Source organism: Aquabacterium lacunae (genome assembly GCF_004310865.1).
In the GTDB taxonomy this organism is placed as follows: Bacteria; Pseudomonadota; Gammaproteobacteria; order Burkholderiales; family Burkholderiaceae_C; genus Aquabacterium; species Aquabacterium lacunae.
In genome coordinates, this window is sequence record NZ_SIXI01000003.1 from 74,361 (window position 1) to 86,742 (window position 12,382).

12 protein-coding genes are annotated in these 12,382 nt (G+C 65.6%); 10 read left to right on the forward strand and 2 right to left on the reverse strand.

The window, feature by feature from the left end:
* Positions 1-148 precede the first annotated feature (148 nt).
* Positions 149-2,902: an ATP-binding protein gene (locus EYS42_RS07755; RefSeq protein ID WP_130967515.1), complete on the forward strand. Its 2,754-nt coding sequence runs from the start codon at positions 149-151 to the stop codon at positions 2,900-2,902.
* 15 nt (positions 2,903-2,917) lie between these two features.
* On the opposite strand, the gene EYS42_RS07760 is transcribed toward EYS42_RS07755, so the two are convergent.
* Positions 2,918-3,505, reverse strand: coding sequence for a hypothetical protein (locus tag EYS42_RS07760; protein WP_130967517.1), 588 nt, complete (start codon positions 3,503-3,505; stop codon positions 2,918-2,920).
* 88 nt (positions 3,506-3,593) lie between these two features.
* Between EYS42_RS07760 and EYS42_RS07765 the strand changes: the two genes are divergently transcribed.
* The 9 genes from EYS42_RS07765 (at position 3,594) to EYS42_RS07805 (ending at position 11,588) form a co-directional block, all read left to right on the forward strand.
* Positions 3,594-4,805, forward strand: a complete 1,212-nt coding sequence (locus EYS42_RS07765; RefSeq protein WP_130967518.1) for a PAS domain-containing sensor histidine kinase — start codon at positions 3,594-3,596, stop codon at positions 4,803-4,805.
* Complete coding sequence (locus EYS42_RS07770; protein ID WP_130967520.1) at positions 4,802-5,452, forward strand: response regulator; 651 nt, start codon at positions 4,802-4,804, stop codon at positions 5,450-5,452. The genes EYS42_RS07765 and EYS42_RS07770 overlap by 4 nt, the downstream gene beginning before the upstream one ends.
* A gap of 130 nt (positions 5,453-5,582) precedes the next feature.
* Positions 5,583-6,986 carry a CmpA/NrtA family ABC transporter substrate-binding protein gene (locus EYS42_RS07775; protein ID WP_130967522.1) on the forward strand — a complete coding sequence of 468 codons (1,404 nt, stop codon included), beginning with the start codon at positions 5,583-5,585 and terminating at the stop codon, positions 6,984-6,986.
* 3 nt (positions 6,987-6,989) lie between these two features.
* Positions 6,990-7,874, forward strand: a complete 885-nt coding sequence (gene ntrB, locus EYS42_RS07780) for a nitrate ABC transporter permease (RefSeq protein WP_130967524.1) — start codon at positions 6,990-6,992, stop codon at positions 7,872-7,874.
* Positions 7,864-8,796 carry an ABC transporter ATP-binding protein gene (locus tag EYS42_RS07785; protein ID WP_130967525.1) on the forward strand — a complete coding sequence of 311 codons (933 nt, stop codon included), beginning with the start codon at positions 7,864-7,866 and terminating at the stop codon, positions 8,794-8,796. The genes ntrB and EYS42_RS07785 overlap by 11 nt, the downstream gene beginning before the upstream one ends.
* A gap of 23 nt (positions 8,797-8,819) precedes the next feature.
* Positions 8,820-9,248, forward strand: a complete 429-nt coding sequence (locus EYS42_RS07790) for a nuclear transport factor 2 family protein (protein ID WP_130967978.1) — start codon at positions 8,820-8,822, stop codon at positions 9,246-9,248.
* Positions 9,249-9,317: 69 nt separating this feature from the next.
* Positions 9,318-9,761, forward strand: a complete 444-nt coding sequence (cynS, locus tag EYS42_RS07795; protein WP_130967527.1) for a cyanase — start codon at positions 9,318-9,320, stop codon at positions 9,759-9,761.
* A gap of 127 nt (positions 9,762-9,888) precedes the next feature.
* Positions 9,889-10,110 (forward strand): hypothetical protein, encoded by a 222-nt coding sequence (locus EYS42_RS07800; RefSeq protein ID WP_130967529.1) that lies wholly within the window; start codon positions 9,889-9,891, stop codon positions 10,108-10,110.
* Positions 10,107-11,588, forward strand: coding sequence for a M20 family peptidase (locus EYS42_RS07805; RefSeq protein WP_130967530.1), 1,482 nt, complete (start codon positions 10,107-10,109; stop codon positions 11,586-11,588). The genes EYS42_RS07800 and EYS42_RS07805 overlap by 4 nt, the downstream gene beginning before the upstream one ends.
* Positions 11,589-11,630: 42 nt before the next feature.
* Here EYS42_RS07805 and EYS42_RS07810 read toward each other — a convergent pair whose 3' ends face one another.
* Positions 11,631-12,344, reverse strand: a complete 714-nt coding sequence (locus EYS42_RS07810) for a class I SAM-dependent methyltransferase (RefSeq protein WP_130967532.1) — start codon at positions 12,342-12,344, stop codon at positions 11,631-11,633.
* Positions 12,345-12,382: the final 38 nt, after the last annotated feature.

Below are 12,382 nucleotides of genomic sequence, written 5' to 3' on the forward strand. Positions count from 1 at the left end.
CGAAGGAAGGGTTCACGTGAATTGCTCCCGAAACAGACCTTTGGGCGCATTGTGCGCCAGCCCGTGTCGTTTGGTTTGCACGTCAGACCGGGTACACAGGCAGAATCCACAGCGCTAGACTGTTTGAATTCACCGCCGGACCGCCTGGATGTCGACGGATCAAACCACAAACACCTTCAGCAAGCACCCCGTTCACCGCAGCATGCGCGCACGGTCGGCCGTCATCATCGGACTGACAGGGCTGGTGTTTGCTGTGGGCCTGACGCTGTTCGTGGAAATCGACCAACGGGCGCAACTCACGCGCACCATCAGCGACAACAGCCGCCGCGAGGCGCAGTTCCTGGGGCACAGCATCAGCATGTCGCTGAAAGAGCGTGTGCTGCAGATCCGTCAGGTGGCCGCCATGCCCGAGGTCTCCAGCGGCCTGGGCGACCCGGGCAAGATGCGGCTGGCCCTGGAGCAGGTGCGCAACTACCACAACGAACTGACCTGGCTGGGCATCGTCAACCGCAAGGGCCAGGTCGAGGTGGCCACCGGGGCGTGGCTGGAAGGTCAGACCATCACCTCCCGGCCCTGGTTCACCGAGGGGCTCAAGGGTGTGTGGGTGGGACAGCCCCGCCCGGCAGGCGAACTGGCCGACAAGGTGCCACGTGATCCGGACGGCTCGCCCCCGTTGTTCATGGACCTGGCCGTGCCCATCATCGATTACGAAGGGCGCACCATCGGCGTGGTCACGGCCATGCTCGACTGGTCCACCGTGCGCGAGCAGCACCGGGCCATGACCAGCCAGCAGGGCGAGATGGGGGTGAACAGCTTCCTGATCTCGCCCACGGGCGAGGTCACCATCGGCGAGCCCGAACAGATCGGCAAACACCTCGATGTGCCAGGTCTGCCCGCGGTCATGGCCAATGGCAAGGCCGAAGTGATCGATTGGCCTGATGGCAAGGCCTACCTCACGGCGGCCGCCCCGATCCGCCTGATGGACGATCCCAATGCACCGGCCTGGACCCTGGTACGCCGCCAGGAAGCCAGTCAGGCCCTGGCGCCTGTGGCCCGCGCGCGCGACCGTGTGCTGGGTGCCGCCTTGCTGATGTCTCTCCTGTTCATGGCCGTGAGCTGGCTGATCGCCGGACGCATTGCCAACCCCTTGCGTGAACTGGCGCGCACGGCCCAGCGGCTGCGCGCGGGCGAACAGGTCGATTTCCCGCCAGACCGCGACGAAGCCCCCACCGAGTTGCGCACACTCACCAACGCCCTGCGTGAGATGGAGTCGTCGCGGCAGGCGCAGCTGAACCAGCTCCAGTCGAGCACAACGCGCTTTCGCACCCTGATCGACACCATCCCGGAAAGCCTGGTGGTGGCGCAAGACGGACAGATCCAGCTGATCAACCGGGCCTGCCTGGCCATGCACCAGATCGACCAGCCTGACCGACTGCTGGGGCAGCCGGTGCTGTCGCTGTTCACCGCGGCCGAACAGATCCGCATGACACAGCAACTGGGCCAGCTGGGCCATCAGGACCACCTGCCGACCTTCGAAACCGAGCTGCAAACCGCGCAAGGAACCGCATTGCCCGTGAAGGTCAATGCCTGGGCGATCCAGACCGCTGCCGGTCGGGTACAGCACCTGCTGATCGAAGACATCAGCGAACGACAGCGCCTGCAGTCGGAGCGTGAACGCTATCAGCAGGACCTGGAAGAGCAGATCCGCGAACGCACCCTCGAGCTGCAACAGGCACGCGACAAGGCCGAATCGGCCAACCGGGCCAAGAGCGCCTTCCTGGCCAACATGTCGCACGAGATCCGCACCCCGATGAACGCCATCATCGGCATGACCTACCTGTTGCGTGAGCGCCCCAACCCCGCCGAAGACACCAAGCGCCTGACGCTGATTGCCGAAGCGTCCGAGCACCTGATGCGCCTGCTCAACGACGTGCTCGACCTCTCCAAGATCGAATCTGGCAAGATGACGATGGAGACCATCGACTTCAGCCTGGCGGCCACAGTGTCGCGCTGCATGGAACTGATCCGCGACAAGGCGCAGGGAAAGGGTCTCAAGCTGATTGTCGATCGTCGGTATGCCGACGACACCATCGCGGGCGACCCCACTCGACTCTCGCAGGCCCTGCTGAACCTGCTCAGCAACGCCGTGAAGTTCACCAGCCAGGGGTCTGTCACCCTGAGGGTGATGCACACGCAACTGGACGCTGGTGAACCGGCCATCCGATTCGAAGTGGAGGACACAGGCATGGGCATCGCCCCTGACCAGTTGCAACGCATCTTCGAACCCTTCGAGCAGGCCGACAACTCAACCACCCGACGCTATGGCGGTTCAGGTCTGGGGCTGACCATCACCCGCAGCCTGGTCGAACAGATGGGTGGACGGCTGGGAGCCACCAGCGAGCCAGGGCAAGGCAGCCTGTTCTGGTTCACCGTGCCAGCCCAGGACAGACCATCGGTCCATGTGGCGACCAGCGAATCTCCCAGCAACAACGGTGTGCGTTCCGACGCCGATGTCATCCTGAAACAGTATCACCAGGACAGCCGGGTGCTGCTGGTGGAAGACAACCAGGTGAACCGCCTGCTGGCCCAGGAACTGCTGTCGATGGTGGGATTGCGTGTGGATGCCGTGGTCAATGGTGCAGAGGCCGTGGCCCACGCCGCACAGCATCAGTACGACATCGTGCTGATGGACGTTCACATGCCCGAGATGGACGGTCTGGAAGCCACACGGCGCATCCGTCAAAACACGCTGTATGCCAGCGTGCCGATCGTGGCCATGACAGCCTCGGTCATGGCCGATGAGCAGGACGCCTGCCTCACGGCAGGCATGAACGCCCTGATCGAAAAGCCGCTGGACGCCCGCAAGTTGTACGACACGCTGCTGCGCCTGCTCAGACGCTGACCACCGACGCGCCGCTCAACGCCCGCTGGTACGGGCCCCCTCCAGCAAGCGACGGCTGTTGACGTCCTTCAAGAAAGACTCGACCACCTCGCGGGTGCGGAAGTTCAGCAGGTTGTCGCGGTCGCGCACAAAGCGTGGCCGCTGGTTGAACAGGGATTCGACACGCCGGCCGCGGCTTTGCTGCAAGGCCACGGTGAAGTCGTAGCCGAAATACGCCTGGCCCTGGCGTTCACCCACGGTATGGGCCACCTGCACCAGCCAGTCACACCCTGACGCCTGCCACTGCTGGTGGATGGTGCGCCGCTGGGTGGCGGTGTCGGCAAAAGGCACCGCGTAGGGCTGAACGCGGTAGCCCTGCTCCACCATCACCTGCTGAAGCTGCTCGGTGAGTTGCAGATCGAGGTCGTACCACACGCGCGCGGCCAGGGCCTCGGGCGAATCGGCAGGAGGAGCTGGCGCATCGTCGCCCAGCCCGCCCGACACGAAAACGCACGGCGCACGGCCAGCGTCCACCTCGCTGGCGCACACCACGGCGCTGCCCAGGGCAGCCAGCCCCCCGATCACGCCCCCGGTCAGGCACGAACGCCACCTTGCAAACCCCATCTTTTCAGCTCCTTCTCGAGGCTGAACAGCCTCCATGAAACGGCGGTCAGTGTGCCAATGGCACGAAGTTTGCAAATCAGGGAACACCATGCCTCCGCCCCTTGCCATGCCACCCGGCAGATCGACCTCGCCCCCCTGGTCACCCGTCACTTCGTCAGGCGTGACCCTGTGGCATGACCGCCTGAGCCTGTTGCTGGCCTCCACCGGAGAGGGCATCTACGGGGTCGACACCGACGGCCTGTGCCACTTCGTGAACCCCGCCGCCGCCCGCATGCTGGGTTACCACGAAGAGGAACTGCGGGGCGTGAACATGCACGAGCGCCTGCACCACACGCACGCCGACGGACAACACTACCCGGCCGACCAGTGCCCCATCTACCTGGCCTTCCGCGAGGGCGTGCCCTGCCGCATCGACAGCGATGTGCTGTGGCGCAAAGATGGCACGGCCATCCCGGTGGAATACACCTCCTACCCGATCCTGGAAGACGGACGGGTGCTGGGCGCGGTGGTCACCTTCGTGGACATCAGCGCGCGCAAGCGGCAGGAGGCCCAGCTGCGGCATGCCCAGGAGCAACTGGAGCGCCGGGTGGAGGAGCGCACCCAGGCGCTCAGCCAGGCCCTGCAGCAACTGCGTGACCTGCAGGCCCACCTCGAGCACGTGCGCGAAAGCGAACGCACCCGCATCGCTCGCGAGATCCATGACGAACTTGGCAGCCTGCTGGTCGGCCTGAAGATGGACGTGAGCTGGATGGAAAAGCGCCTGGTCGACCAGCCAACCCTGCGCTGCAAGTGCCAGGGCATGCGTGGCCTCATCGACGACGCCGTGGGCAATGTGGGCCGCATCATCACAGACCTTCGGCCCTCCATCCTCGACCACCAGGGCCTGTGGGCCACGCTGGAATGGCAGCTGCAGGATTTCATCGACGCCAGCGAGCTGGCCTGTGACTGGACGCTCGACATCCACCCCCAACTGCAGGCCCCTGAAGGCCCGGTGGCCACGGCCATCTTTCGCATCTTCCAGGAAATGCTCAGCAACGTGGCCCGCCACGCGCAGGCCAGCCAGGTCGAGATCCGGGTGCGGGCCCAGCCGGGTGAACTGACGCTGCTGGTCAAGGACAACGGTCGCGGCGCGCCACCGGGGGCCTTCGAGCGCCCCGATGCTTACGGTGTGATGGGCATGAAGGAACGCGCGGCACACCACGGTGGGTGGCTGCAGATCGACAGCCGCGTGGGCGGCGGCACCCAGGTGATCCTGGCCATGCCCTTGCCTGCGCGCCTGATGTCGGAGGAAGCCGCATGATCCGGGTGCTGCTGGTCGATGACCACCGCATCGTGCGGCAGGGCCTGCGCCAGGTGCTGGCCGATGTGCCCGACATCGAGGTGGTGGGGGATGCGGGCGACGGTGCGCAGGCCCTGAGCCAGGTTCGCAGCCTGGTCTGCACCCCCGAGGGCTTGCAGGTGGTGATGCTGGACATCGCCATGCCCGGGCGCGACGGGCTGGAGGTGCTCAAACTGATCAAGGCCGAGTTCCCGCGCCTGGCCGTGCTGATGCTGAGCACCTACCCCGACCGGCAGTTCGCAGTGCGCTGCCTGCGCGCCGGTGCGGCCGGCTACCTGCACAAAAGCGCCGACCCCGACGACATGGTGGCCGCCCTGCGCAAGGCCGCAGCCGGCGGCCGCTACATCACACCCTCGGTGGCCGAACTGCTGGCCACCTCCATCAGCGAGCCCCACGACCACGCCCCGCATGAGGCCCTGTCGCAGCGCGAGCACCAGGTGTTCAGGCTGCTGGCCCAGGGGCACAGCGTGGGCCAGATCGCTCAGAGCCTGAGCCTGTCGTCGAACACGGTGTCCACCTACCGGGCACGCATTCTGGAGAAAACCGGCACGCGCAATGACGTGGAGCTGGCGCTGTACGCGGTGCGTCAGCAGATGGTGGAACCCTGAGGCCGGGGCGGCCGCGTGTAGGGCCAGCCCTACATGCGAATCATGGCGCGCACGATGGTGGCCAGTGGCCTGACTTTCTACAGTGAGACATCACCCACACCGCCACGCAGGCGGCTCACTGGAGTCTCCGATGTCACGCCACTTCGACCCCTTCGACGCCGACCGCCCCCTCCGCCTGAGCTGCGCCTGCGGCCAGGACCATGCCCCCGATGAACACGATGCCGCCGTGCAGCGCGGCCAGGCCATCGACACGCTCAAGCAACGCAGCGAGAGCGAAGACTTCCTGGCCTATTCGCGCGAGTTCATCGAAGCCAGCCTGATGAAGGCCCTGTTCCCGCAGGACGACACGCGCCGCCGCTTCCTGCGCGCCGTGGGCAAGGGCACGGCCATGGCGGCCGTGGCCAGCGTGCTGCCCACCGCCAGCCTGCAGGCCATGGCCGAAGAAGCCGCGCCACTGGAAAAGAAGGAGCTGAAGATCGGCTTCATCCCCATCACCTGCGCCACCCCGCTGATCATGGCCCACCCGCTGGGCTTTTACCGCAAGCAGGGCCTGGACGTGAGCGTGGTCAAGACGGCTGGCTGGGCGCTGATCCGCGACAAGATGATCAACAAGGAGTACGACGCCACGCACTTCCTGTCGCCCATGCCGCTGGCCATCAGCATGGGGCTGGGCTCTACGCCCAAGCCCATGCACGTGGCCACCATCCAGAACACCAACGGCCAGGCGATCACGCTGCATGTCAAGCACAAGGACAAGCGCGATCCGAAAGACTGGAAGGGCTTCAAGTTCGCGGTGCCCTTCGAGTACTCGATGCACAACTTCCTGCTGCGCTACTACGTGGCCGAGCACGGGCTCGACCCCGACAAGGACATCCAGATCCGCGTGGTGCCGCCGCCCGAGATGGTGGCCAACCTGCGCGCAGGCAACATCGACGGTTACCTGGGCCCCGACCCTTTCAATCAACGGGCTGTGTTCGAAGAAATCGGCTTCATCCACCTGCTGACCAAAGAGCTGTGGGACGGCCACCCCTGTTGCGCCTTCGGCACCAGCGCCGAGTTCATCCAGCAGAACCCCAACACCTTCGCCGCCCTGTACCGCGCCGTGCTGACAGCTGCGGCCATGGCCCGCCAGGCCAAGAACCGCGAACTCATCGCCAAGGTGATCTCACCGCGTGAATACCTGAACCAGCCTGAGGCCGTGCTCGCCCAGGTGCTGACCGGCAAGTTCGCCGATGGCCTGGGCAATGTGAAGAACGTGCCCGACCGCGCCGATTTCAACCCCATCCCCTGGCAGTCGATGGCCGTGTGGATGCTCACGCAGATGAAGCGCTGGGGCTATGTGAAGGGCGACGTGAACTACCAGCAGCTGGCCGAGAAGGTGTTCCTGCTGACCGATGCCAGAAAGCACATGAAGGCCCTGGGCGAAACACCGCCGACAGGCACCGCCTACCCGGGCTTCAAGGTGATGGGCAAGGCCTTCGATCCGCTCAAGCCCGAGCCTTACATCAACAGCTTTGCCATCAAGCGCACCTGAACCATGGCCACCTTGCACACGCCCTGGTGGCGCAGCGAACGCGCCCGCGCCACCCTGCTGTCCCTGCTGATCCTCGGCGTGCTGCTGGGGGTGTGGCACCTGGCCACCCTGCCCCGCAGCGCACCGGCGGTGACGCTGAGCGCCGAGCAGATCGAGTACCTCAAGCTGATGGGCAAGGACCCCACGGCCTCGGCCGATGCCGGGGGTAGCGGTTTCCCGACCCTGGCGCAGATGGGGCAAACCATCGTCGGCCACCTGGCCGACCCGTTCTACGACAACGGCCCCAACGACAAAGGCATCGGCATCCAGCTGGCGCATTCGCTGGGCCGCGTGGGCCTGGGCTACCTGATCGCCATGCTGGTGGCCATCCCGCTGGGCTTTGCCATCGGCATGTCGCCGCTGACCTACCGGGCGCTCGACCCTTTCATCCAGGTGCTCAAGCCCATTTCACCGCTGGCCTGGATGCCGCTGGCCCTGTACACCATCAAGGACTCGGCCACCTCGGGCATCTTCGTGATCTTCATCTGCTCGGTCTGGCCCATGCTGATCAACACGGCCTTTGGCGTGGCCAGCGTGCGCAAGGACTGGTTGAACGTGGCCCGCACGCTGGAGGTGTCGGCCTGGCGCACCGCCTTCGAGGTGATCCTGCCGGCCGCAGCACCCACCATCCTCACGGGCATGCGCATCAGCATGGGCATTGCGTGGCTGGTGATCGTGGCCGCCGAAATGCTGGTGGGCGGCACGGGTGTCGGCTACTTCGTGTGGAACGAGTGGAACAACCTGTCGCTGCCCAACGTGATCTTCGCGATCCTGGTGATCGGCGTGGTGGGCATGGTGCTCGACGCCTTGTTCGCCCGACTGCAAAAGGCGGTGACCTATGTCGAATGAAACCGGTCAGGCCTACCTGAAGGTCGAGCACCTGGGCAAGACCTTTCCCGGGGCCACAGAAGCCGTCTTCGAGCACGTGAATTTCCAGATCGAACGCGGCGAGTTCGTCTGCATCATTGGGCATTCGGGCTGCGGCAAGACCACCATCCTGCAGGCCCTGGCCGGGCTGGAAACCGCCAGCGAAGGCCATGTGTTCATGGACGGACGCGAGGTGAACGCCCCAGGGCTGGAGCGCGGTGTGGTGTTCCAGGGCCACGCCCTGATGCCCTGGCTGACCGTTCGTCAGAACATCGCCTTCGCCGTGCGCTCGCGCTGGCCCGACTGGCCGGCCAGCCAGGTGCAGCAACAGGTGCTGCACCACGTGAAGCTGGTGGGGCTGGAACACGCGATCGACAAGAAGCCCTCGCAGCTGTCGGGCGGCATGAAGCAGCGGGTGGGCATTGCCCGCGCCTTCGCCATCGAGCCCAAGATGCTGCTGCTCGACGAACCCTTCGGCGCGCTCGATGCGCTCACCCGCGGCACGATCCAGGACGAGTTGCTGCGCATCTGCGCCCAGACCCGCCAGACCGTGTTCATGATCACCCACGACGTGGACGAGGCCCTGCTGCTGGCCGACAAGATCTTGTTGATGAGCAACGGCCCCCGGGCCCGCATCGCCGAGGTGGTGGTCAACACCCTGCCCCGCCACCGCACGCGCGCCGGCCTGCACCACGACCCGCAGTACTACCCCTTGCGCAACCACCTGGTCGACTTCCTGGTCGATCGCGCCAAAGGCCTGAGCGGCGGGCGTGCACCCGCGGTGCCTGTGGAAGTGCGCCCGGGGCTGCGCTCGCTCATGGAAGCCCACACCGCAGTTCACACGGCAAGGCCAGCACCGGTCGACACAGACCAGGATGACAACCCCGCCTCTGCTGCCGCCTGAAGCCTTTCCAACGCATGAACCCCATGACCACCGACACCCGCATCAGCCGCCCACCGCTGCCACCGTTCACGGAAGAAACCGCCCGTCTGAAAGTGCAGATGGCCGAAGACGCCTGGAACAGCAAGGACCCGGTCCGCTGTTCACTGGCTTACACCCCGGACTCGTGGTGGCGCAACCGCAGCGAGTTCCTGCAAGGCCGTGAGGCCATCGTGGCTTTCCTGCAGCGCAAGTGGGCCAAGGAGCACGACTACAAGCTCAAGAAGCACCTGTTCGCCTTCACTGACAACCGCATCGCCGTGTGCTTCGAGTACGAATACCACGACGACGCAGGCCAGTGGTTCCGCGCCTGCGGTAACGAGAACTGGACCTTCGACGAGCACGGCTTCATGGCCCGCCGCGAAGCGTCGATCAACGATGTGCCCATCGCCGAGACCGATCGCAAGTTCCGCTGATCGCACGCCGACCCGAACCTCCCCGCATTCACACCTCACCTCACCTCACCTCACGCTGAAGGAGCACACATGAACCGCGAAGACGTCACCGACCTGATCATCGAAGCCAAGGTCAAGAAGGGCATCAAATGGGCCGACGTGGCCACCCGGGTGGGCCTGAGCAAGGAATGGGTCACGGCCGCCTGCCTGGGCCAGATGACCCTCACGCCCGAACAGGCCGCCACCATCGGCGACATCTTTGACCTGCCCGACGAAGCTCGCCTGTGGCTGCAGGAAGTGCCCTACAAAGGCAGCCTGCCCACCAGCGTGCCCACCGATCCGCTGATCTACCGCTTCTACGAACTGATCAGCGTGTACGGCACCACCTTCAAGGCCCTGATCCACGAAGAGTTCGGTGACGGCATCATGAGTGCCATTGACTTCAAGATGGACCTGCAACGCGAACCCAACCCGGCGGGCGACCGGGTCAGCATCACCATGTCGGGCAAGTTCCTGCCCTACAAGACCTACTGACCCCCCAAAGGGCTCACGCACCGCCCCCTCAGATGGGCCCCTCCAGCCAGGCGGGGCGGGAGAACGCCAGTGGGTTCGGCACGACAGGCCGGCTACCATCTCGTGTTTGATCATGAGGTGTTTGTCCATGGGCCGTCTGCTTGCTGCCGTCTGTCTGCTCTGCACTGCGGGGCTGACGCTGCCTGGCTGCACGGTGCTCAATGTGGCCAGTGCGGCTGTGTCGGTGGCCAGCACCGCGGTCAGTGTCACGGCCAAGACCGTGGGGGTGGCTGCCGACGTGACCGCCGCAGGGGTGCGGGCGGTCACATCCGATGACGATGACCCGACCGACGAGGCGCCGCTGCCATGAGTCGCGCCTGGTTGCTGTCAGGCGCGGCAGCTGCCGTGGTCGTGACCGTGGGGCTGGGCCTGAGCATGGCCTGGCAAACCCAGCAACTGCGCCAGAAATTGCCCCCCGTGGTCCAGCCTCGGCCTGGTGCTGTCGTGGACCAGGCTGCCGCCGCTGCGCGCTTGTCGGCAGTGCTGCGCCTGCAAACTGTCTGGACCGAAGACGACCAGTTCGGTACAGAGTTTCAGGCTTTGCATGACACCCTGGCGGCACAGTTCCCCCGCGTGCACACCCAGCTCAAGCGGCAGGTGATGGGGCGGCACACCCTGGTCTACACCTGGCCCGGGCTGGATCCCCAGGCGGCTCCCATCGCCTTCATGGCCCACCAGGATGTCATCCCGGTGGCCCCTCAGACTGAAAGCCGCTGGACCCACCCACCTTTTGCCGGTGTGATCGAAGAGGGCCAGGTGTGGGGGCGCGGCGCATGGGACAACAAGGGCAACCTCATGGCCATGCTGGAGGCCGTGGAAATGCTGCTGGCCAGCGGCCACAGACCCCGCGAAACCATGTACCTGATCTTCGGCGACGATGCCGAGGCCGAAGGACAGGGCGGGGCTCGACAAGTGGCCCAATGGATGAAGGATGAAGGCATCCGCCTGCGCTTCCTGCTGGACCAGGGCTCAATGATCACGCAGGGCATGGTGCCGGGTGTCGGACGACCGCTGGCCATGGTGGGGATGGCCGAAAAGGGCCAGATGACCTTGCGCCTGACTGCGCAAGCCAGGCCTGGACAGGCCAGCATGCCGCCCACACGCAGCACCATCGGGGTGTTGGGCGAAGCTGTGAACCGGTTGGAACAGGAGCCTGCCCCCGCCCGGCTTCACGGCCTGCCGCGCGAAATGCTGGAAACCCTGGTGCCCCACGCTCAAGGCTTGCTGCCGTGGGTGTTTGGCAACCTCTGGCTGACCGAACCACTGGTGCTGCATTCGATGGCGAGCCACCCCGCCACTCGGGCCATGACGCGCACCACGGCTGTGGCCACCATGCTGCAAGCTGGCGAGCGCAGCAATGCCCTGGCGGCCGAGGCCTCGGCCCTGGTGAACGTGCGCCTGCAACCCGGTGACCGTGTGAGCGACGTCGAAGCCCATGCTCGCCGCCTGCTGGCCAACCTGCCAGTATCAATTGAAAGGTTGCCCAATGCCACCGAAGCCTCGACGGTGTCGAGCACACAGACGGCCAGCTTCAGAGCCCTGTCGCGCACCCTGCGGGAGTTGCACCCTGACGTGGTGGTGGCACCCGGATTGCTCGTGGGCTACACCGACTCGCGCCACTTCCTGGAGGTGGCCGATTCGATCTACCGCTTCAGCCCCCTGCGGGCCACCCCGGCCGATCTGGACCGGCTGCACGGCACCAATGAACGCATCGCTGTGCGCAACCATGTCGAGCTGATCCAGTTCTACGAACGGTTCATGCAGCACAGCAGTGCTGCGCGACCCTGAGTGCGCTTGAACGCGCCGAGACGTCCCTGAACGCTCCAAGCGTCAGCAGGTGCTGCTCACAGCCCCGCGTGCATAGCGCAGCAAGCGGCCCCGGTAGGCCTGGCCCTGCGTCGCCTCTGTCGCAGGCTGGCTGAGGTCGGTTTCGTCAAGGGTGAACCCGGCGGCGGCCATGCGTCGGCTGAACGCGGCACGGTTGCCACGATTCGGGTCCACGATCAGCACCTGGGCTTGCGGCGCGGCATGGCGCACGATGAAGTGAGACAAGGCGCCGTCTTCGTCGCGCTCGTAGAGCACGTCGCTGCCCATGATCAGATCGAATTCTCCCTGCACCGATGGCGACAGACCGGGGACATCGGCGTCAGAGCGCAAAGCCCAGTTGCCGTGGCGATAGGGCAAGGGCATCAGGCCGTTGAGGCCCAGATTGACCGACAGGAACTCCGGCACCAGCGGGTGGCAGTCGGAGGCTGTGACATCAGCGCCTCGCCGGTGCGACACCAGACTGGCCAGCCCCAGACCACAACCGACCTCGAGGATGCGCTCGCCTGCCACCAGCGGACGGCGCGCCATCCAGGCGGCCAGTTGCAGGGCGGAAGGCCACAACATCCCGAACAGAGGCCAGGTGGCGCTGGACACCCCCACGGCTTCGGCTTGCCCGTCGGTGTCGGCAAACTGCTGCCGGTCCAGCAACGAACGGATGATGAGATCGGCCGCGCCCTCGATGGTGATCGGGGCCTGAGTGGTCAGGTAACCTGGCATGGGGTGCCCGCAGAGACTGCCCGCCCGGGCTGAATGAC

What these genes read in the sequence shown, in the direction of transcription:
- EYS42_RS07790 (WP_130967978.1), top strand. Translation starts at nt 8,820, where the DNA reads ATGACCACCGACACCCGCATCAGCCGCCCACCGCTGCCACCGTTCACG.
- ntrB (WP_130967524.1), top strand. Translation starts at nt 6,990, where the DNA reads ATGGCCACCTTGCACACGCCCTGGTGGCGCAGCGAACGCGCCCGCGCC.
- EYS42_RS07755 (WP_130967515.1), top strand. Translation starts at nt 149, where the DNA reads ATGTCGACGGATCAAACCACAAACACCTTCAGCAAGCACCCCGTTCAC.
- EYS42_RS07805 (WP_130967530.1), top strand. Translation starts at nt 10,107, where the DNA reads ATGAGTCGCGCCTGGTTGCTGTCAGGCGCGGCAGCTGCCGTGGTCGTG.
- EYS42_RS07800 (WP_130967529.1), top strand. Translation starts at nt 9,889, where the DNA reads ATGGGCCGTCTGCTTGCTGCCGTCTGTCTGCTCTGCACTGCGGGGCTG.
- cynS (WP_130967527.1), top strand. Translation starts at nt 9,318, where the DNA reads ATGAACCGCGAAGACGTCACCGACCTGATCATCGAAGCCAAGGTCAAG.
- EYS42_RS07760 (WP_130967517.1), bottom strand. Translation starts at nt 3,505, where the DNA reads ATGGGGTTTGCAAGGTGGCGTTCGTGCCTGACCGGGGGCGTGATCGGG.
- EYS42_RS07785 (WP_130967525.1), top strand. Translation starts at nt 7,864, where the DNA reads ATGTCGAATGAAACCGGTCAGGCCTACCTGAAGGTCGAGCACCTGGGC.
- EYS42_RS07810 (WP_130967532.1), bottom strand. Translation starts at nt 12,344, where the DNA reads ATGCCAGGTTACCTGACCACTCAGGCCCCGATCACCATCGAGGGCGCG.
- EYS42_RS07765 (WP_130967518.1), top strand. Translation starts at nt 3,594, where the DNA reads ATGCCTCCGCCCCTTGCCATGCCACCCGGCAGATCGACCTCGCCCCCC.
- EYS42_RS07770 (WP_130967520.1), top strand. Translation starts at nt 4,802, where the DNA reads ATGATCCGGGTGCTGCTGGTCGATGACCACCGCATCGTGCGGCAGGGC.
- EYS42_RS07775 (WP_130967522.1), top strand. Translation starts at nt 5,583, where the DNA reads ATGTCACGCCACTTCGACCCCTTCGACGCCGACCGCCCCCTCCGCCTG.